The organism is Bradyrhizobium sp. AZCC 1721, assembly GCF_036924715.1.
Lineage (GTDB): Bacteria > Pseudomonadota > Alphaproteobacteria > Rhizobiales > Xanthobacteraceae > Bradyrhizobium.
Genome location: NZ_JAZHSB010000001.1, coordinates 5,049,913 through 5,068,361, shown reverse-complemented (window position 1 = coordinate 5,068,361; position 18,449 = coordinate 5,049,913). Strand labels below are relative to the sequence as shown.

The following is an 18,449-nucleotide window of genomic DNA, read 5'->3' as shown; positions in this document are numbered from 1 at the left end:
CCGCCAACACAACCTGCGTTTGGCATGATGTCGCTGCCGGTTCCAAATGGGCCGCGATCAGGTCCGGAGCGCCCGCTTGCGGCTCATAACATCTTGACATCTCGGATGTCCATGACCGAAGAAATTGTTGAAATGAAGTGAATTGGAATGAGGTGAAAGGGGCAGTGTGGGGGCTGAGCCAGAGCAATGTGGACTTGAGTGGTTTACCAAATAGCGTTTGTGTTGCTCAGACAATATAGTCCTTGTGCTTCCCCTTGGATTGCTGCTCGATGGAAAAAAGGGAGCATTGATGGTCAGGTTTGGCCTCCTGGGTTGCGGACGCATTGCCAAACGTCACTCAGAACTTTTGGGCGGCAACCATATCAACGGAGCCAGGCTCGTTGCCGTTTGTGACACCGTTCGCAACCGCGCCGACGCGATCGCGTCGAGGTTCGGTGTCCCGGCGATCTATGACACGGACGAATTCCTCGCCCGGAACGATATCGACGCGGTGGCGGTGCTGACGCCGAGCGGGATGCATCCCGCCCACGTCATCGCCTGCGCGAAGGCCGGAAAGCACGCCATCGTCGAGAAGCCGATGGCGCTGCGGCTTCAGGACGCCGACGACATGGTCCGCGCCTGCGACGAGGCCGGCGTCAAGCTGTTCGTCGTCAAGCAGAATCGCTTCAACGTTCCTGTGGTGAAGGCGCGCGAGGCGCTGGAGGCCGGGCGCTTCGGCCGTCTGATTCTCGGCACGGTGCGCGTCCGCTGGTGCCGCAACCAGGCCTATTACGACCAGGATGCCTGGCGCGGCACCTGGGCCTATGACGGTGGCGTGCTCTCGAACCAGGCCAGCCATCACATCGACATGCTGGAATGGTTCTTCGGCGACGTCATCAGCGTTCATGCCCGCGCCGTGACTGCGCTGGCAAAGATCGAGGCCGAGGACACCGCGGTTGCCACCCTGAAGTTCCGCAACGGCGCGCTCGGGATCATCGAGGCGACCACGGCTGCACGTCCTACCGACCTCGAAGGATCACTGTCGATCCTCGGAGAGAGAGGAACGGTCGAGATCGCGGGTTTCGCCGTCAACCAGATCCGGCACTGGCGCTTTGTCGAGGAACTTGCGTCGGACAAGGACGTGGTCGAGAAGTTTTCCGTCAATCCGCCGAACGTCTACGGCTTCGGCCACCAGGCATATTATCAGCACGTGATCGACTGTCTGGTGAACCAGCGTTCGGCGCTGGTTGATGGTCTCGAAGGGCGCAAGAGCCTGGAGCTGATTTCGGCGCTCTACGAATCAATCGAGACGGGCGCCGAGGTGCCGCTTCGCTTCGCGCCTCGGCTGGGCCGGCTCGGTGTCGTGTCGTGAACCGACCGGAGATAAATCAGGCGGGCGTGCGCGACGTCGAGTTCGGCGCGCGCGTCAGGATCGTTGATCCGTGCAATCTGTATGGCTGCAAAATCGGCGACGATTGCTTTGTCGGGCCGTTTACCGAGATCCAGAAAGGCGTCGTGATCGGCGCTCGGACGCGGGTGCAGTCTCACGCCTTCATCTGCGAACTGGTCACGATTGGGGAAGACTGCTTTGTCGGGCACGGGGTGATGTTTGTGAACGACACGTTTTCGACCGGCGGCCCGGCCCGCGGCAACAGGGATTTATGGCGCGAGACCGTGATCGGAAACCGCGTCTCGATCGGCTCCAACGCCACCATCATGCCGGTGAGAATCGCCGATGACGTCGTGATCGGCGCAGGCTCCGTTGTGACCAGAGATATCACGTCGCCGGGGACCTATGCCGGCAACCCGGCGCGCCGGCTGCTGGCGGACAAGTAGGAAGAAGACCGATGCCGGTGCCTTTTGCGGATCTGCAACTGCAGTATCAGACCATCAAGAGCGAGATCGATGGCGCGATTGCCTCCGTCATCCGCGACAACGCCTTCATTCGCGGGTCCTACGTCGACGCGTTCGAACGGGAGTTCGCCGCTGCCGTTGACGTCAAGCATTGCGTGTCCTGCGCCAACGGCACCGATGCGCTGTATCTCGCCATGGCCGCGCTGAAGGTCAAGCCGGGCGACGAGGTGATCACCACGGCGCATTCCTGGATCAGCACGTCCGCAATGATCACGCATGCCGGCGCCACCGTGGTGTTCTGCGACACCGATGGCTCGACCTTCACAATCGATCCGGCGGCGGTCGAGGCCGCGATCACGCCGCGCACCGTCGGTATCATTCCCGTACACCTCTACGGGCAGCCGGCGGACATGGACGCGATCATGGCGATTGCCCGCAAGCACAAGCTCTGGGTGATCGAGGATTGCGCGCAGGCCCATCTGGCCCGTTACAAGGGCCAGCAGGTAGGCACGTTTGGCGCGGCCGCGACCTATTCGTTCTATCCGGGCAAGAATCTCGGCGCGATGGGCGATGCCGGCGCGGTCGTCACCAACGATGATGCATTGGCCGAACACATGACGATGCTGGCACGGCACGGCGGCCTGGTGAAGCATCAACATCATATCGAAGGCATCAACAGCCGGCTCGACGGCATGCAGGCTGCGATCCTGTCGGCGAAACTGCCGCATCTCTCGCAGTGGACCAAGGCGCGTCAGGATGCGGCGAAAGCCTACGATGCCGGCCTCAACCAGATCGAGGATGTGATCGTGCCTCAGGTCGCGCCTGACCGCACCCACGTCTATCATCTCTACACGATCAAGCATCCGCGCCGCGACGCGCTGGCGGCGCATCTGAACGCGAACGGCGTGCAGACGGCGATCAACTATCCGACGGCGCTGCCGTTCCTGGCCGCGTATCAGCGGTTCGGCCATCGCCCGGAGCAGTTTCCGAATGCGTTTGGCGATCAGGAACGTATTCTGTCGCTACCAATGTTTGCCGAGATCACTCGGGCGCAGCAGGACCAAGTGATCGATCTGGTTCGCAAGTTTTGAGCGCTCAGCGCTCGTCGGCGATCACCTTGCCGTCATTCGGCAGCGCGCCTGCGCCAACCAGCTCGACATTGCCGCCGAGCTTCGTCACCGCGCGCAGCGTTGCCGCGAGTTCGCCCTGTAGCGCCTCACCGGGCGAAGCCGTTTCCGCCTTCAGCGTCATCAGGTCGTTCTCGCCGGACCGCGTGACGACGAGGCGTAGTCTTCCGAGTTGCGGATGGCGCTTGGCGATCTCGGCGATCTGCTCGGGGCGGACGAACATGCCCTTGACCTTGGTGGTCTGGTCGGCGCGACCCATCCAGCCCTTGATGCGCATGTTGGTGCGCCCGCATGGGCTTGCGCCCGGCAGTGCCGCCGTGAGATCGCCGAGCGCGAGCCGGATCCAGGGATGCTTCGGATCGAGCGAGGTGACGACGATTTCGCCGACGTCGCCGGGTGCGACGGGATCGCCGGTGCCGGGGCGCACGATCTCCATGATCAGGTCCTCGTTGACGACCATGCCTTCGCGCGCCGGCGTTTCGAAAGCGACCAGGCCGAGGTCGGCGGTGCCGAACGCCTGATAGGCGTCGATGCCGCGTGCCTTGACTTCGTCCTGCAGTGATTTCGGAAACGCCGCGCCTGATACCAGCGCGCGCTTGATCGAGGAGACGTCGCGCCCGGCGGATGCCGCTGCGTCGAGCAGGATCTTGAGGAAATCAGGCGTGCCGCTATAGCCGACCGGCCGATAGGCCTCGATCAGTTCAAACTGCTGTTCGGTATTGCCGGGGCCGGCCGGAATCACCGCGCAGCCCAGCGCTCGCGCCGAGGCATCGAAAATGAAGCCGCCCGGCGTCAGATGGTAACTGAAGGTGTTGAGCACCACGTCGCCGGGCCGAAAGCCCGCCGCGAACAGCGCCCGCGCGCCACGCCATGGGTCGACGTGAACAGGCTCGGGCTCGAAGATCGGTCCCGGCGAGGTAAACAGCCGTCCGAACGACCCAAGCGGCCCCGCCACAAACCCGCCGAAGGGCGGCGCGGCCTTGTGCAGGGCAGGGAGTTCCGATTTGCGTAGCACAGGCAACTCAGCAAGCGCGGCGCGGCTGGTCACGGCGGCGGGATCGATGCCTTTCAGCCGCTCGGCATAGGCCGGCGCGGCGAGCGCCTTGCGCAGGACGTCCGGAAGCTTTGAAAACAGCTCCGCCTCGCGTATGCCCGGCTCGCGCGTTTCAAGGGCGTCGTAGTGGTCGGTCATGGCTGATGCCTCAGGTGAGGGCCGATTGCGTGCCGCCTCTGACGTGCTATCAGACGGCTTCTACCGGTGTTGATGTTCCAGGGAACGCAATGGCTGAAAGAGATACCGCTGCGGCGGCAGACACGCTGGATTCGGCCGATATCGTCGCCAAGCTGAAGCTTCGCATGGTCGATCATTGCCTGCCGCTGTGGTCGACCGAGGGGTGGGACGACAGAGCGGGCGGCTTTATCGATCGGCTCGATCCGGACGGCCGTGCAGACCGCCTGGTGCCGCGCCGGGTTTTTGTACAGGCGCGCCAGATTTATTGCTTCGCCAAGGCGGCGCAGATGGGCTGGTATCCGCAGGGGCGCGCGATCGCGCTCAAAGGGCTGGAGCACCTGCTGGCGAAGGCGAAAGCCCCCGACGGCAAGCCGGGCTTTGTGCACACGCTGCAGCCTGATGGCGCGGTGCTGGATCCGCTGCGAGATTCCTACGACCACGCCTTCGTGCTGTTGGCACTGGCAACCGTCTACGCGCTCAATCGCGATGCGCAGATCCGCGCCGAGATCGACGCGCTGTGCCACTTCGTCGAGACGCAGCTTCGTTCGCCGCACGGCGGGGTTCACGAAGGATTGCCGGTATCGATGCCGCGGCGGCAGAACCCGCAGATGCATCTGTTCGAAGCGATGATCGCGGCGTTCGACGCGACACATGACCTCGTGTTCCAGAACAGGGCCGGAAATTTCTTCAGCCTGTTTCTGGCCAACCTCTACGACAAGCAGCGGCAGGTGCTTGGCGAGTATTTCGAGGAAGACTGGTCGAAGATCGAGCCGGTCAGCGTCGAGCCCGGACATCAGGCGGAATGGGCGTGGCTGCTGAAAGGTTTTGAGCGCATCACCGGCTGTCCGACCGGGCGCTATCGCGGCGAATTGCTGGCAACAGCGCTGCGCTATCGCGACGAGGCGACCGGCTGCCTGATCGACGAGGGCGACGCCCGCGGCAACATCAGGCGGCATACGCGCCGGTTGTGGCCGCAGACGGAAATTGCCAAGGCTTGGATCGCGCAGGCCGAGGCAGGGGAAGCGGGAGCGGCCGATGAAGCGCGCGCGGCGCTGGCGCGGCTCGAACGGCACTATCTCAGCCATCCCGTCACGGGCGGCTGGTACGACCAATTCGACCGCGACGGCCACTCGCTGGTCGCCACCATTCCTGCGTCTTCGTTCTATCATGTTCTCAGCGCGATAGCGGAAGCGGAACAGGTGCTCGGCTAAGCGTGGGACGGCGCTCACAACCACCGCTTTCGCCGCTTGAAGCTTTTGAGGTTCTTGAAGCTCTTGCGCTGGTCGCCGGCGCCGCCGAGATAGAACTCCTTGACGTCCTCGTTGTCGCGCAGCTCGTCAGCGGTGCCGTCGAGCACCACCTTGCCCTGTTCCATGATGTAGCCGTGGCTCGCGACCGACAGCGCCGCGCGCGCGTTCTGCTCCACCAGCAGGATGGTGACGCCGAGGTCGCGGTTGATCGCTTTGATGATCCCAAACACTTCCTTGACCAGGAGCGGCGACAGGCCCATCGACGGCTCGTCCATCAGGATCATCTTGGGGCGCGCCATCAGCGCGCGGCCGATCGCCAGCATCTGCTGTTCGCCTCCGGAGAGATAGCCGGCGAGCCCGGTACGCTCCTTGAGCCGCGGGAAATATCTGAACACCATGTCGATGTCGGCGGCAATCTCGTTGTCGGTGCGCGTGAACGCGCCGAGCTTCAGATTTTCGATCGACGTCATGTCCGCGATGATACGGCGGCCTTCCATCACCTGGAAGATGCCGCGGCGGACGATCTTGTCGGGGTCGATGCCGTTGATGCGCTCGCCATCGAAGACGATTTCGCCCCGGATCACCTCGCCGTCCTCAGTCTTGAGCAGGCCCGAGATCGCCTTCAGCGTCGTCGACTTGCCGGCGCCGTTGGCGCCGAGCAGCGCCACGATCGCGCCCTTCGGCACTTCAAGGCTCAAGCCGCGCAGCACCAGGATGACCTTGTCGTAGACCACCTCGATGTTGTGGACGCTGAGCAGCGGGCCGGCGGCTTGCGCGGCAGTCTTCGCAGGACGATTGAGTTCGGTTGCTTCAGTCATTTTTCCGATCCTGGCGTTGTTGGTGGAGCGGGTCCGCTCCACCCACCGCCGTCATCACCCGTATGCGGGTGATCCAGTATTCCAGAGGCGCCTGCGATCAATCGAGAAGCCGCGGCGTACTGGATCCCGGCTTTCGCGGGGATGACAGTTGAGTGTTGAGGCGACTACAGGCGCCTCCCGACCTCACCAGCCGAGCCACTCGGGCTTGCGCGGCAGGTCGATCGTCTTCACCTTCTCCATCTTGATGCCGCCGTTCTTGACGAGTTCGTTGAGGGGGGCGTCGGTCGCGCCTGCGACCATCATGCGATACAGATCGACCTTGAGCGTGCCACGGTGATCCTTCTCGGTGAAGGTCGAGGCGTTGCAGATGCCTTCGCCGCCGGCGGGCACCCAATCCTTCTTCTGGTAGAAGCCCTTCTTGACGTTCTCGCCGGTGGCGCCGCCGTTCTTGGCCGCCCATTCGACGGCTTCCTTCATGTAGAGCGCGGTGCAGACGCCGGCGAGGTAATGCACGGGACGGTAGGCGGTACCGGCCGCGTCCGACATCTTGGAGATTTCCATGAACGTCTTCATGCCGGGCGCGTTGCCGCCCCAGGCGATCGCGGTGCGCAGCGGAAACACCACGCCGTCGGCGGCAGCACCGGCAGCCTTGGCGGCGTTCTCATCCATGCCCCAGACGTTGCCGAGGAACTGCACGTCGACGCCGGCCGCCTTGCAGGCGTTGAGCACGGAGATATTGGAGCCGGCGGTATTGCCGAGATAGGCGTAGTTGGCGCCAGAGCTCTTCAGCGTCAGGCACTGCGCGCTGTAGTCGCCGGGCGTCAATGCGAACACGATCGGCGGCAGCACTTCGAACCCGAGGTCGGTGGCAATCGCTTCGCCAGCCGCCTTCGGCGCGTTCGGATAGGGGTGGTTGGCGCCCATGTGGACGTATTTCGGCTTGCCGGGCTTGCCCTTGGCTTTCCAATCCTCGGCGGCCCAGGTCAGCATGCCGCGAAGTGCGTCCGAATAGCTCGGTCCATAGAAGAAGTTGTAGGGCGCCGGCTTGGCCTTTCCGCCGGCGCCGGTCGGATCGGAGAGTGCTGCGGCATAGGATGCCGAGATATCCGGGATCTTGTCCTGGGCCAGGAAACCCGTCAGCGCTTCGGTGTCGGCGGTGCCCCAGCCGAGAATGGCGGCGACCTTGTCGGCGCCCGACCATTTCTTGTACTGGGCGATGGCGCGCGGCACCTGATAGCCGTAATCGACGGTATCGAGGTTGACCTTGGCGCCGTTGATGCCGCCGCTCTTGTTGATCCATGCATAGGTGTCGGCGACACCCTGTCCGAACGGCGTTCCGACGTCCGAAGTTGGTCCTGAATAGTCGGTGAGATGTCCCAGCGCGACCGGCGCCTGGGCCGATGCAGTGGTAGAACCCAACAGCAAAGCAAGCGAGGCTGTGCTCAACAGAGTCTTCATCGTCATGGACATAGTCCTCCCGGTTACTTCTCGAGGTCTTCTCGTTGTTCGTCCCGTTCCGACCTCAATGCGAGAACGGGTAGAGTTTCCAGTATGCCTTGATCTGCCGCCATCGATGCGCAAGTCCATCCGGCTCGAACACCAGAAAGATGATGATGATCAGGCCGATGGCCATCTCGCGCAAGAAAGCGATATTGTTCTTTAGTCCCAGAAATTGATCGATCGGGCTGTCGCGGAGCGCGACGCTGAGCCATTCCATCGATTCCGGCAGCAGCACCATGAAGGCGGTGCCCATCAGCGTGCCCATGATCGAACCGAGCCCGCCGATGATGATCATGGCGAGGAAGATGATCGAGCGATCGATGCCAAAGCCTTCGTTGGAGACCACCTGATTGTAATGCGCATAGAGCGCGCCGCCGACGCCGGCAAAGAAGGCGGCGAGGCCGAACGACAGCGTCCGGTACTTGGTCAGGTTGATGCCCATGATCTCGGCGGACAGATAATGGTCGCGCACGGCGACCAGCGCGCGTCCGTCGCGCGAACGGATCAGGTTGGTGACCAGCAGATAACAGACGACGACATAGGCCAGCACGACGTAAAAATATTGCTTATCGCCGCGCAGCATGTATCCGAAGATCGAGAAGGGTTCGGCGCTGGCGGGAACGCTGCCGCCGGTGAACCACTCGGCACGGGCAAAGAAGTCGAGCAGGATGTATTGCGCCGCCAGCGTCGCGATCGCGAGATAAAGCCCTTTCAGTCGCGCCGCGGGCAGGCCGAAGACCAGACCGACCGCGGCCGTCACGACGCCGGCGAGCGGAATGCAGAAGAAGACGGGAATGCCGAACCGGTTCGAGAGATAGGCCGAGGTAAAGGCCCCGAAACCGAAGAAGGCAGCATGACCGATCGAGATCTGGCCGGTGAAGCCGACGACGATGTTGAGCCCGAGCGCGGCGATGCCGAATATGCCGATCTGGATCAGCAGGCTAAGGATGTATTCGTTGACGACGTGTGGCGCAAAGCAAATCAGCGCGATGCCGGCGATCATGGCGTTGCGGCTGGTCGTGGTCGGAAACACGGTGGTATCCGCCGCATAGCTGGTGCGGAAATCGCCGGCGGGAATGAGGGTTTGGCCTGCCATAATGATTTACACCCGCTCGATGTCTTTGGTGCCGAACAGGCCGTACGGCTTGATCATGAGGATGATGATGAGCGCATAGAACGGCGCGATCTCGTAGAGATTGCCCCAGTGCAGATATTCGCTGTCGAGAAAGTGCGCGACGTTCTCCAGCAGACCGATGATGATGCCGCCGAGCACGGCGCCGCCAACGCTGTCGAGGCCGCCGAGGATCGCCGCCGGAAACACCTTGACGCCATAGGCGGAGAGGCCTGCCGAGACGCCATTGACGACGGCCACCACCACGCCTGCGACGGCGGAGACGGTCGCCGAGATCGCCCAGGCCATCGCGAATACGCTTTTGACGGAAATGCCGAGCGACTGCGCCACCTGCTGGTTGAACGCGGTGGCGCGCATCGCCAGACCATATTTGGAGAGACGGAAGAACCACGCCATGCCCACCATCATTGCCACCGAGACTGCAAGGCTCATCAGATAGACGGTTTGCACCTGCAGTCCGAGGATGTTGACGTTCTGGGTCTCGAAGATGCGCGGAAACGGCTGCAGATTGACGCCGAACATCCATTTCATCAGTGCCGAAAACACGGTCGAGAGCGCGATCGTCACCATGATCACGGAAATGATCGGCTCGCCGATCATGGGGCGCAGGATGACGATCTGGATCGCGATGCCGAACAGGAACATGAACACCAGCGTGATCGGCATGCCCAGGTAGAACGGCACCTGATATTTGGTCAGCAGCCACCAGCACACCCAGGCGCCCACCAGCAGCAGCTCGCCCTGCGCGAAGTTCACAACCTGCGTCGCCTTGTAGATCAGCACGAACGACATCGCGACCACGCCATAGAGCGTGCCGACCACGAGGCCGTTGACGAGAAGCTGGATCAGAAGCTGGGTGTTCATGCGAAGTCACCAGACGTGCAAGCTGTCATCGCCGGGCTTGACCCGGCGATCCATCGCCTGAAGAAGCACTTTTTCCGAAGAGGATGGATGCGCGGGTCAAGCCCGCGCATGACGATCAGTTTTGCGGCGCCACCGGCAAACGTCAGCTTCATTCCGCGGCCTCCGCCAGCGGCGCAGGCCCGCCGAGATCGACGACCCGCAGCGTGGTGCGGATGCGCTGGGTGGTGCCGTCCTGGAAGCGGATCACGGTATCGACGGGAATGTCGCTCTTGCCGGCGTAGATCGCGTCGATGATATCGGCGTATTTCTCGTTGATGACGCTGCGGCGGACCTTGCGGGTACGGGTCAATTCGCCGTCGTCGGCGTCGAGCTCCTTGTAGAGCAACAGGAAGCGGGAAATACGCTGCGCCGGCGGCAGCGTGGCGTTGACGCCTTCCACCTCCTTGCGCAACAGCGCATAAACCTCGGGGCGCGAGGAGAGGTCGGTATAGGTCGTGAACGAGATGCGGTTCTTCTCCGCCCATTTCGAGATGATCGAATAACGAATACAGATCATCGCCGCCAGCGCGTCGCGGCCGGCGCCGAGCACCACTGTCTCGGCGATGTAGGGCGAGAATTTTAGCTTGTTTTCCAGATATTGCGGCGAGAAGCGCTCACCGCGCGCGGTCTCGGCGAGATCCTTGATGCGGTCGATGACGACGAGTTGGCCATCATTGTTGAAATAGCCGGCGTCACCAGAATGCATCCAGCCGTCCTTGATGTCGGCGGCCGAGGCTTCCGGATTCTTGTAGTAGCCGAGGAACATATTGGGGTGGCGCACGACGATCTCGCCGACGCCGTTGACGTCGGGGTTGTCGACGCGGATCTCGATGTCTGCGGCCATTGGCACGCCGGTCGTATCCGGATCGACCTTGCCGGCCGGATGCAGCGTGTAGGCGCCCAGCAATTCGGTCTGGCCATAGAGCGTGCGCAGCGGCACGCCCATGGCCTGGAAGAACTTGAAGGTGTCGGGCCCGAGCGCGGCGCCGCCGGTTGCCGCCGAGCGCAGCCGCGTGAAGCCCAGGCGGTCGCGCAGCGCGCGGAACAGGAGCTGATCGGCGAACATCGAATGCTTGCCCTGCGCGAGCGCCGAGAGCCCTGTCTTCATTCCGATGTCGAACAGCTTTTGCTTCAACGGCGAGGAATCCATCACGCCGGCGCGGACATCGGCGGCAATCGATTCCCAGAGCCGCGGTGCGAACAGCACGAAAGTCGGCGCGATCTCGCGGAAATCGTGCATCATGGTCTCGGGCTCTTCGACGAAGTTGACCTTCATCCGGCACAGCAGCCCTTTGCCGAGCGCGTAGACCTGTTCCATGATCCAGGGCAGCGGCAGCACTGAGACGTATTCGTCGTCCGGCCCCTTCGGATCGAAGGCCAAATACGTCGCGCAGTGTTTCAGGACGCGGCCAGCCGCCAGCATCGCCAGCTTGGGATTGGCCGTGGTGCCTGAGGTGGTGCAGAGGATCGCGACGTCTTCGCCGCGCGTCGCATCCACCAGCCGGTCGTAGAGCCCGGGCTCGCGCGCGGCGCGGTCGCGCCCCATCGTGGCCAGCTTCCCGGCTTCCATCAGGCGCGGATCGTCGTATTTCCGCATGCCGCGTGGATCGGAATAGACGATGTGCTTGAGGTTGGGCGCGCGATCGGCGAGCGCCAGCAGCTTGTCGACCTGCTCCTCGTCCTCGGCGAACACCAGTTTCGCCTCGCCGTAGCTGAGCAGATAGGCCGCTTCCTCGTCCAGCACGTCGCGATAAAGACCCAGGCTCATGGCGCCGATGGCATGGGTTGCGATTTCAGCGGCCACCCAGTCCGGACGATTGTCGCCGATGATGCCGATGACGTCGCCGCGCCCAAGACCCAGTTCGACCAAGCCGAGCGCGAAATCGTGCACGCGGGTCTGGTAATCGCCCCAGGTGAAGATGCGCCACAGCCCGAGATCCTTTTCGCGCAGCGCAATCTCGCCGCCGTGCTCCCTCGCGTTGAGGCGCAGCAGCTTTGGAAAGGTATCGGCTAGGGCGGCGCGCCCGGCGTAATCCATCATGCCACGCTCTCCCGAGGCGCCGGCGTGTCGTCGGGGTCGACGAGGACCTCATCCTCTTCGCCGAGATAGGCACGTTTCACATGCGGATCAGCGAGGACAGAGGCGGGATCGCCTTCGGCGATCTTGCGGCCGAAATCCAGCACCATGACTCGGTGGGAGATATCCATCACCACGCCCATGTCGTGCTCGATCATCATCACGGTCATGCCGAACTCTTCGTTGAGATCGACGATGTAGCGCGCCATGTCCTCCTTTTCCTCGAAGTTCATGCCGGCCATCGGCTCGTCGAGCAGGATCAATTGCGGCTCCAGCGCCATCGCGCGGGCCAGCTCGACGCGCTTGCGCAGGCCGTAGGGCAGGGTGCCGGCGGTCGCCTTGCGCACCGACTGCAGGTCAAGGAAATCGATGATCTCCTCCACCTTGCGGCGGTGCTCGAGTTCCTCGCGCCGCGCGCCGGTCAGCCAGTAGAGCGAGCCCGTGATAAAATTGTTCTTCAAGAGGTGGTGCCGCCCGACCATGATGTTGTCGAGCACGCTCATGTGGTGGAACAGCGCCAGGTTCTGGAAAGTGCGGCCGATGCCGAGCTGTGGCCGCGCGTTCGGATTGAGGCCGGTGATATCCTTGCCGCGGTAGAATAGCCGGCCTTCGGTCGGCTTGTAGCGGCCGGAAATGCAATTGACGATGGAGGTCTTGCCGGCGCCGTTCGGGCCGATGATCGAGAACAATTCGCCCTCGTTCACGCCGAACGAGACCTCGGTCAGTGCACGGACGCCACCGAAGCGCAGCGACACGCCGCGCACTTCCAACGTATGAGCCACTCATTCCCTCCAGATAAGGCGCTTGCCGCGCTCTTTATCTATCGTTCGCAACTACACCCGCAATCTTACATCCGGGAGTGACCTTCCGGCCATCCGACCAACGATGCCGATCACGGCCGGCCTCACGCGTGGTAACGCCGCACCCCAACCGGTGGTGCCAGGGGCACACCCGCCAAGGTGGCCCTCCTTAGGGCAATGCGATAGTTTGAAATGTCTTTTGCCTGACAATTCGTCGGGAAATTTTGCCAGGCAACACTTCTGTTGCAGTGCAACAAGCATAGGGGCGCGACGGTCGATGCGATCATGATTGCTGCGGATAACCTCAAACGCATCGCGGCCTGGTCGCGTGAACTGAACGAGCGGGAAATCGAGGTCGCCCGTGCCGGCATCGTCGAGAAATCCTATCGCGCCAACGAGCATATCTTCATGCGCGGCGATCCCTTCGACTACTGGACCGGCATCGTCACAGGTCTTGCCCGGATGAGTACCGTGTCGAGCGGGGGCAAGGCCGCGACCTTCGCAGGCCTCACGGCCGGTGCCTGGTTCGGCGAAGGCTCGGTGCTGAAGGGCGAGCCGCGCCGTTACGACGTGGTGGCATTGCGCGACACCAGGCTGGCGCTGATGGACCGCAGCACCTTCTTCTGGCTGTTCGAGAACAGCGTCGCGTTCAACCGCTTTCTGGTCCGACAGCTCAACGAGCGGCTCGGCCAGTTCATCGGAGCGGTGGAACATGGCCGCACGCTCGATGCAACCAGCCGCGTCGCACGTTCCATCGCCTCGCTGTTCAACCCGATTCTCTATCCGGACATGACGCGCCACCTGGAGATCACGCAGGAGGAAATCGGAGCGCTCTCCGGTATTTCGCGGCAAAACGCCAACCAGTGCCTGAAGCGGCTCGAGAAGGAGGGCTTGCTGCGGCTCGAATATGGCGGCGTCACCATCATCGAACTCGAACGCTTGCGCCATCATGGCGATTAGGTGCCTAAGAGCCTGATTTCAAACGGCTTTGGCGATAGACTTGACGCAGGTCGAGTGCTATGGCCTGCGCGACGGACGGGTTTGGAGAAGATATGGCGGCTCAGGATTTAAAGCGGCGCGTGGCGCTGATCACCGGCGTCACCGGTCAGGACGGTGCCTACTTGGCCGAATATCTGCTCGGCCTCGGCTATGAGGTCCACGGCATCAAGCGGCGGTCGTCCTCGTTCAACACCGCGCGGATCGACCACCTCTACCAGGACCCGCATTCCCGCAAGGTGCCGTTCCTGCTGCACTACGGCGACATGACCGACTCCACCAACCTGATCCGGCTGATGCAGCAGATCAGGCCGACCGAGATCTACAACCTCGCCGCCCAGAGCCATGTCGGCGTCAGCTTCGAAAGCCCGGAATACACCGCCAACGCCGACGCCATCGGCGTGCTGCGGCTGCTGGAGGCGATCCGCATCCTCGGCATGGAGAAGGAGACGCGGTTCTATCAGGCCTCGACCTCGGAGCTCTACGGCCTGGTCCAGGAGGTGCCGCAGAAGGAGACCACGCCGTTCTACCCGCGCTCGCCTTACGGCGTCGCCAAGCTGTACGGCTACTGGATCACGGTCAATTACCGCGAGGCCTACGGCATGTTTGCCTCGAACGGCATCCTGTTCAACCACGAGAGCCCGATCCGCGGCGAGACGTTCGTCACCCGCAAGATCACCCGCAGCGTCGCCCGCATCGAGGCCGGCCTCGACGAGGCGCTCTATCTCGGCAACCTCGAGGCCAAGCGCGACTGGGGCCATGCACGGGACTATATCGAGGGCATGCACAAGATCCTGCAGGCGGATGCGCCCGACGATTTCGTGCTGGCGACCGGCGAGACCCGTTCGGTGCGTGAATTCGTCGAACTGGCGTTCGCCGAGGTCGGCCGCCGCATCGAGTGGCGCGGCCAGGGCGTCGACGAGGCCGGCGTCGACACCAAATCCGGCAAGACCGTGGTCCGCATCGATCCGGTCTATTTCCGGCCGACCGAAGTCGATCTTCTGGTCGGCGATGCCAGCAAGGCGCGCGAGAAACTCGGCTGGAAGCCCAAGACGTCGTTCGCCCAGATGGTCAAGGAGATGGTCGCGAACGATCTCGCAGACGCGCGGCGGGAGGTCGCCAATGGCAAGCCTGCCGTTTGAGCTGAAGGGCAAGACCGTCTATGTCGCCGGCCACCGCGGCATGGTCGGCGCCGCGCTGGTGCGCCGGCTGGCGCGGGAAGACGTCGAACTGCTGACGACGCCGCGCAATGAGGTCGATCTGCGCAATCAGGCCGCGGTCAATGCGTGGTTTGCCGCCAACCGGCCCCAGGTGGTGTTTCTGGCGGCCGCCAAGGTCGGCGGCATCGTCGCCAACAACACGCTGCGCGCCGAATTCCTCTACGACAATCTGGCGATTGCTTCGAACGTGATCCATGCCGCGCATGTCCATGGCGCCGAGAAGCTGATGTTCCTCGGCTCCTCCTGCATCTACCCCAAGCTGGCGCCGCAGCCGCTGCGCGAGGATTCGATGCTGACGGGGCCGCTGGAGCCGACCAACGAGCCCTATGCGATTGCCAAGATCGCCGGGATCAAGATGGTGGAGGCCTATCGCAGCCAGTACGGCGCCGACTTCATCAACGTGATGCCGACCAACCTTTATGGGCGCGGCGACAATTATCATCCCGAATACAGCCATGTCGTCGCCGCCCTGATCCGCCGCTTCCACGAAGCCAAGGTTGCCGGCGCTGACGAAGTCGTGGTCTGGGGCACCGGGACGCCGCGGCGCGAATTCCTCTATGTCGACGATCTGGCGGATGCCTGCATCCACCTGATGAAGACCTATTCGGATCGCGAGCTGGTCAATATCGGCACCGGCGAGGACATCACGATCGCCGAATTCGCCCGCGTGGTCGCTTCGACCGTCGGCTATACCGGGGCGATCGGTTTTGATGCCTCGCGCCCGGACGGCACCCCGCGCAAGCTGCTCGACGTCAGCCGCCTGGCAAAACTCGGCTGGCGCGCCAGCACGAAGCTCGAGGACGGCATCCGGCTTGCCTATCAGGCCTATCTCAGCGAGCACGCAGTGACGCAGAAATAGGCCTTCCTGCAATAAAAAGCCCCGGATGTATCCGGGGCTTCTTGATGTCGAAAGTACCGTCGGCCTATTCCGGCTTGCCTATATTCACCTTCAGCGTGCCGACGCCGTCGACGCCGCACTCGATCTTGTCGCCGGGATTGAGCTGCGAGACTCCGGCCGGCGTGCCGGTCATGATAATGTCGCCGGCGGCGAGTTTCACCTGCTGCGAGAGCTGCCAGATGATTTCGGGTACGCTCCAGATCAGTTCGGTGAGGTCGCCCTTCTGCGTTTCCTTGCCGTTGACCGTCAGCCAGATCTTGCCCTTGGCAGGATGGCCGATCTTGGATGCGGGCTGGATAGCGGAGCAGGGCGCGGAATAGTCGAAGGACTTTCCGACTTCCCACGGCCGCTCCTTCTTGCGCGAGGCGATCTGCAGGTCGCGGCGGGTTAGGTCGATACCGACGGCGTAGCCGTAGACATGATCGAGCGCCTTGTCGGCCGGGATGTTGAGGCCGCCGCTCTTCATCGCGACGATCAGTTCGACTTCGTGATGCAGGTCCTTGGTCAGCGGCGGATAGGGAATCGTGGCGCCGTCGGGCACCAGCATGTCGGCGTGCTTGGCGAAGAAGAACGGCGGCGCACGCTCGTCATTGCCCATCTCTCTGATGTGCTCGAGATAGTTGCGCCCGACGCACCAGATGCGGCGAACCGGATAGGAGCCGGTCTCGCCGACGACGGGAAGCGTGGGCTGCGGGGCTGCTGATATGACGTAGGAGGCTGCGGTCATGAAAAGGGTCTCGGGTTACGGTGGAATTCCGGAGTCTTCTAGTTGGGCATGATCTTTTCGGAAAACCGGTGCCCACTTTTCCGGATCATGCTCTAGCTTTTACGCGGTTGCGCTGACCGGCGCCAGACTGGCCGGACCGGCTTCGCGCTGCTGCAGGCGGAAGAAGGAAGCATAGCGCCCGCCGCGGCGCAGCAAATCGTCATGCTCGCCCCGCTCGACGATCTCGCCGGCCTCGACCACCAGGATGGCATCGGCATGCATGATGGTGTGCAGGCGGTGGGCGATCACGATGGTGGTGCGGTTCCGGCAGAGATGCTCGATCGCCTCCTGCACGGCTTTCTCGGATTCGGAATCGAGCGCCGCGGTGGCCTCATCGAGCAGAATGATCGGCGCGTTCTTGATCAGCGCCCGGGCCACTGCGATGCGCTGGCGCTGGCCGCCGGATAGCTGCGTGCCGTGCTCGCCGACCGGCGTATTGTAGCCGAGTGGAAAGCCCATGATGAAATCGTGCGCGCAGGCCGCCTTCGCGGCCGCCACGATCTCGTCCTGGCTGGCGCCTTCCTTGCCGAAGGCGATGTTGGCGCCGATCGTGTCGCGGAACAAATAGACGTCCTGCCCGACATAGGCGGTCTGCCGCCGCAGCGAGCGCCGCGACACGCCGGAAATGTTCTGGCCGTCGACCAGGATTTCGCCTTGGTTCACCTCGTAGAGCCGCAGCAGCAGCGCAAGTACCGTTGACTTGCCGCCGCCGGACGGGCCGACCAGCGCGGTGGTCTTGCCAGGCTCGGCGACGAAGCTCATGCGATTGAGGACCGGCTCGCCTGGCCGGTAGCCGAAGGTCACGTCGCGGAACTCGACCCGCGCGTCAGTGAGTTTCAGCGTCGGCTTGTCACTGTCGTCAGGCTCGCTCGGTGGGCTGTCGACGATTTCGAGCAACTTGCGCGCGCCGATCAGGTTGCTGTTGAGCTCGATGTTGAGCCGCGCCAGCCGCTTGGCCGGCTCATAGGCCAATAGGAACGCGGTCAGGAATGAAAAGAACTGGCCGGGCGAAGCGCCCATCGCGACCACGCGATAGCCGCCATACATCAGGCCGCCCGCGATCGCGAAGCCGCCGAGGGTTTCCATCAATGGGCTGGAGCGGTTGGAAACGCGCGCCATCTTGTTGGCGTTGCGCTCGACCGCGGCGATGCTGGCGTCGATCCGTTCGCGCATCGCCTGTTCGAGCGTAAAGGCTTTCACGGTGCGGATGCCCTGCAGCGATTCCTGCATCGTCTCCATGATGTCGGCGGTGCCGGAGAACTGGTTGTGTGCAAGACCCTTGATGCGCTTCACCAGCTTGCGCAGTACGATCATCGCTGGCGGCGCCACCGCAAAACCGAGCAGCGCCATCAGGGGATCGGTCATCACCATGACGATGACGAGTGCGATCAGCGACAGCAGATCGCGGCCGATGGCGTTGATCAGGAGATTGAGCACCTGCGTCACCGCGGTGGCGCCAGCAGTGAGCCGCGCCAGGAATTCCGATGAATGCCGCTCGGAGAAGAACGCGATGTTTTCGCTCATCAGCTTGGCAAACAGCCGGCGCTGGTTATTCGCGAGGATCGCATTGCCGATCTGTGACAGGATCACGGTGTGTCCGTAGGTCGCCGCACCCTTGATCGTAAAGATGACGACGGTGACCAGCGACAAGAGCGCAATGCCGCGCACATCCTTGTCGACATAGGCCTTGTTGATGACCTCGCCGAGCAGATAGGCGGAACCCGCGGTTGTCACCGCCGCTAATCCCATCAGCGAAAAGGCGAGCAGATAGCGCCGCCAGTAGGCGAGCCCCTGTTCAGCGACGAGGCGCCGAATCAGGATCGCCGCGCCATATGGGTCGTCGGTGATTTTCTTCGGAGTTTCTGTAGGAAGTTCGGTCATCCGCGTTCCATTGACGG

At 63.0% G+C, this 18,449-nt stretch carries 17 protein-coding genes; 7 read left to right on the top strand and 10 right to left on the bottom strand.

The window, feature by feature from the left end:
* Positions 1–289 precede the first annotated feature (289 nt).
* From V1273_RS24545 to V1273_RS24535, 3 genes are read left to right on the top strand one after another with little or no spacing between them, the layout of a single operon-like run.
* Positions 290–1,351, top strand: a complete 1,062-nt coding sequence (locus V1273_RS24545) for a Gfo/Idh/MocA family protein (protein WP_334411139.1) — start codon at positions 290–292, stop codon at positions 1,349–1,351.
* On the top strand, positions 1,348–1,815 hold the full coding sequence (locus V1273_RS24540; RefSeq protein ID WP_334411138.1) for an acyltransferase: 468 nt from the start codon (positions 1,348–1,350) through the stop codon (positions 1,813–1,815). Before V1273_RS24545 ends, V1273_RS24540 begins: the two co-directional genes overlap by 4 nt.
* An 11-nt stretch (positions 1,816–1,826) precedes the next feature.
* Positions 1,827–2,924 (top strand): DegT/DnrJ/EryC1/StrS family aminotransferase, encoded by a 1,098-nt coding sequence (locus tag V1273_RS24535; protein ID WP_334411137.1) that lies wholly within the window; start codon positions 1,827–1,829, stop codon positions 2,922–2,924.
* A 4-nt stretch (positions 2,925–2,928) separates the two neighbouring features.
* On the opposite strand, the gene V1273_RS24530 is transcribed toward V1273_RS24535, so the two are convergent.
* Entirely contained in the window at positions 2,929–4,152 is a 1,224-nt protein-coding gene (locus tag V1273_RS24530; RefSeq protein WP_334411135.1) for a phenylacetate--CoA ligase family protein, read from the bottom strand.
* An 89-nt stretch (positions 4,153–4,241) separates the two neighbouring features.
* On the opposite strand from V1273_RS24530, the gene V1273_RS24525 reads away from it, so the two are divergent.
* On the top strand, positions 4,242–5,402 hold the full coding sequence (locus V1273_RS24525; protein ID WP_334411134.1) for an AGE family epimerase/isomerase: 1,161 nt from the start codon (positions 4,242–4,244) through the stop codon (positions 5,400–5,402).
* Between the two features lie 14 nt (positions 5,403–5,416).
* On the opposite strand, the gene V1273_RS24520 is transcribed toward V1273_RS24525, so the two are convergent.
* From V1273_RS24520 to V1273_RS24490, 7 genes are all read right to left on the bottom strand, one after another.
* Entirely contained in the window at positions 5,417–6,259 is an 843-nt protein-coding gene (locus V1273_RS24520) for an ABC transporter ATP-binding protein (protein WP_334411133.1), read from the bottom strand.
* A 183-nt stretch (positions 6,260–6,442) separates the two neighbouring features.
* A complete protein-coding gene (locus tag V1273_RS24515) occupies positions 6,443–7,723 on the bottom strand; it encodes an ABC transporter substrate-binding protein (protein WP_334411132.1) in 1,281 nt (426 codons plus the stop codon).
* Positions 7,724–7,781: 58 nt separating this feature from the next.
* Positions 7,782–8,855, bottom strand: a complete 1,074-nt coding sequence (locus V1273_RS24510) for a branched-chain amino acid ABC transporter permease (RefSeq protein WP_334411130.1) — start codon at positions 8,853–8,855, stop codon at positions 7,782–7,784.
* A 6-nt stretch (positions 8,856–8,861) separates the two neighbouring features.
* A complete protein-coding gene (locus tag V1273_RS24505; RefSeq protein WP_028351614.1) occupies positions 8,862–9,755 on the bottom strand; it encodes a branched-chain amino acid ABC transporter permease in 894 nt (297 codons plus the stop codon).
* Positions 9,752–9,907, bottom strand: coding sequence for a hypothetical protein (locus V1273_RS24500; protein ID WP_334411129.1), 156 nt, complete (start codon positions 9,905–9,907; stop codon positions 9,752–9,754). Before V1273_RS24500 ends, V1273_RS24505 begins: the two co-directional genes overlap by 4 nt.
* A complete protein-coding gene (locus tag V1273_RS24495) occupies positions 9,904–11,835 on the bottom strand; it encodes a long-chain fatty acid--CoA ligase (RefSeq protein ID WP_334411128.1) in 1,932 nt (643 codons plus the stop codon). The genes V1273_RS24500 and V1273_RS24495 overlap by 4 nt, the downstream gene beginning before the upstream one ends.
* On the bottom strand, positions 11,832–12,653 hold the full coding sequence (locus V1273_RS24490) for an ABC transporter ATP-binding protein (protein ID WP_028351612.1): 822 nt from the start codon (positions 12,651–12,653) through the stop codon (positions 11,832–11,834). Before V1273_RS24490 ends, V1273_RS24495 begins: the two co-directional genes overlap by 4 nt.
* Positions 12,654–12,956: 303 nt before the next feature.
* Between V1273_RS24490 and V1273_RS24485 the strand changes: the two genes are divergently transcribed.
* The 3 genes from V1273_RS24485 to fcl all read left to right on the top strand — a co-directional run bounded on the left by V1273_RS24485 (position 12,957) and on the right by fcl (position 15,746).
* Positions 12,957–13,631: a Crp/Fnr family transcriptional regulator gene (locus V1273_RS24485; RefSeq protein ID WP_334363816.1), complete on the top strand. Its 675-nt coding sequence runs from the start codon at positions 12,957–12,959 to the stop codon at positions 13,629–13,631.
* Positions 13,632–13,723: 92 nt separating this feature from the next.
* On the top strand, positions 13,724–14,809 hold the full coding sequence (gene gmd, locus V1273_RS24480; protein WP_334411127.1) for a GDP-mannose 4,6-dehydratase: 1,086 nt from the start codon (positions 13,724–13,726) through the stop codon (positions 14,807–14,809).
* Complete coding sequence (gene fcl / locus V1273_RS24475) at positions 14,790–15,746, top strand: GDP-L-fucose synthase (RefSeq protein ID WP_334411125.1); 957 nt, start codon at positions 14,790–14,792, stop codon at positions 15,744–15,746. The genes gmd and fcl overlap by 20 nt, the downstream gene beginning before the upstream one ends.
* 64 nt (positions 15,747–15,810) lie before the next feature.
* On the opposite strand, the gene V1273_RS24470 is transcribed toward fcl, so the two are convergent.
* Both V1273_RS24470 and V1273_RS24465 read right to left on the bottom strand, forming a co-directional pair.
* Complete coding sequence (locus tag V1273_RS24470; RefSeq protein WP_028348554.1) at positions 15,811–16,512, bottom strand: fumarylacetoacetate hydrolase family protein; 702 nt, start codon at positions 16,510–16,512, stop codon at positions 15,811–15,813.
* Between the two features lie 99 nt (positions 16,513–16,611).
* Positions 16,612–18,432 carry an ABC transporter ATP-binding protein gene (locus V1273_RS24465; RefSeq protein WP_334411124.1) on the bottom strand — a complete coding sequence of 607 codons (1,821 nt, stop codon included), beginning with the start codon at positions 18,430–18,432 and terminating at the stop codon, positions 16,612–16,614.
* Between the last annotated feature and the right edge of the window lie 17 nt (positions 18,433–18,449).

Coding starts and splice junctions, on each gene's coding strand:
- V1273_RS24545 (WP_334411139.1), top strand. CDS start 290: ATGGTCAGGTTTGGCCTCCTGGGTTGCGGACGCATTGCCAAACGTCAC.
- V1273_RS24535 (WP_334411137.1), top strand. CDS start 1,827: ATGCCGGTGCCTTTTGCGGATCTGCAACTGCAGTATCAGACCATCAAG.
- V1273_RS24530 (WP_334411135.1), bottom strand. CDS start 4,152: ATGACCGACCACTACGACGCCCTTGAAACGCGCGAGCCGGGCATACGC.
- V1273_RS24525 (WP_334411134.1), top strand. CDS start 4,242: ATGGCTGAAAGAGATACCGCTGCGGCGGCAGACACGCTGGATTCGGCC.
- V1273_RS24520 (WP_334411133.1), bottom strand. CDS start 6,259: ATGACTGAAGCAACCGAACTCAATCGTCCTGCGAAGACTGCCGCGCAA.
- V1273_RS24515 (WP_334411132.1), bottom strand. CDS start 7,723: ATGACGATGAAGACTCTGTTGAGCACAGCCTCGCTTGCTTTGCTGTTG.
- V1273_RS24510 (WP_334411130.1), bottom strand. CDS start 8,855: ATGGCAGGCCAAACCCTCATTCCCGCCGGCGATTTCCGCACCAGCTAT.
- V1273_RS24505 (WP_028351614.1), bottom strand. CDS start 9,755: ATGAACACCCAGCTTCTGATCCAGCTTCTCGTCAACGGCCTCGTGGTC.
- V1273_RS24500 (WP_334411129.1), bottom strand. CDS start 9,907: ATGAAGCTGACGTTTGCCGGTGGCGCCGCAAAACTGATCGTCATGCGC.
- V1273_RS24495 (WP_334411128.1), bottom strand. CDS start 11,835: ATGATGGATTACGCCGGGCGCGCCGCCCTAGCCGATACCTTTCCAAAG.
- V1273_RS24485 (WP_334363816.1), top strand. CDS start 12,957: ATGATTGCTGCGGATAACCTCAAACGCATCGCGGCCTGGTCGCGTGAA.
- gmd (WP_334411127.1), top strand. CDS start 13,724: ATGGCGGCTCAGGATTTAAAGCGGCGCGTGGCGCTGATCACCGGCGTC.
- fcl (WP_334411125.1), top strand. CDS start 14,790: ATGGCAAGCCTGCCGTTTGAGCTGAAGGGCAAGACCGTCTATGTCGCC.
- V1273_RS24470 (WP_028348554.1), bottom strand. CDS start 16,512: ATGACCGCAGCCTCCTACGTCATATCAGCAGCCCCGCAGCCCACGCTT.
- V1273_RS24465 (WP_334411124.1), bottom strand. CDS start 18,432: ATGACCGAACTTCCTACAGAAACTCCGAAGAAAATCACCGACGACCCA.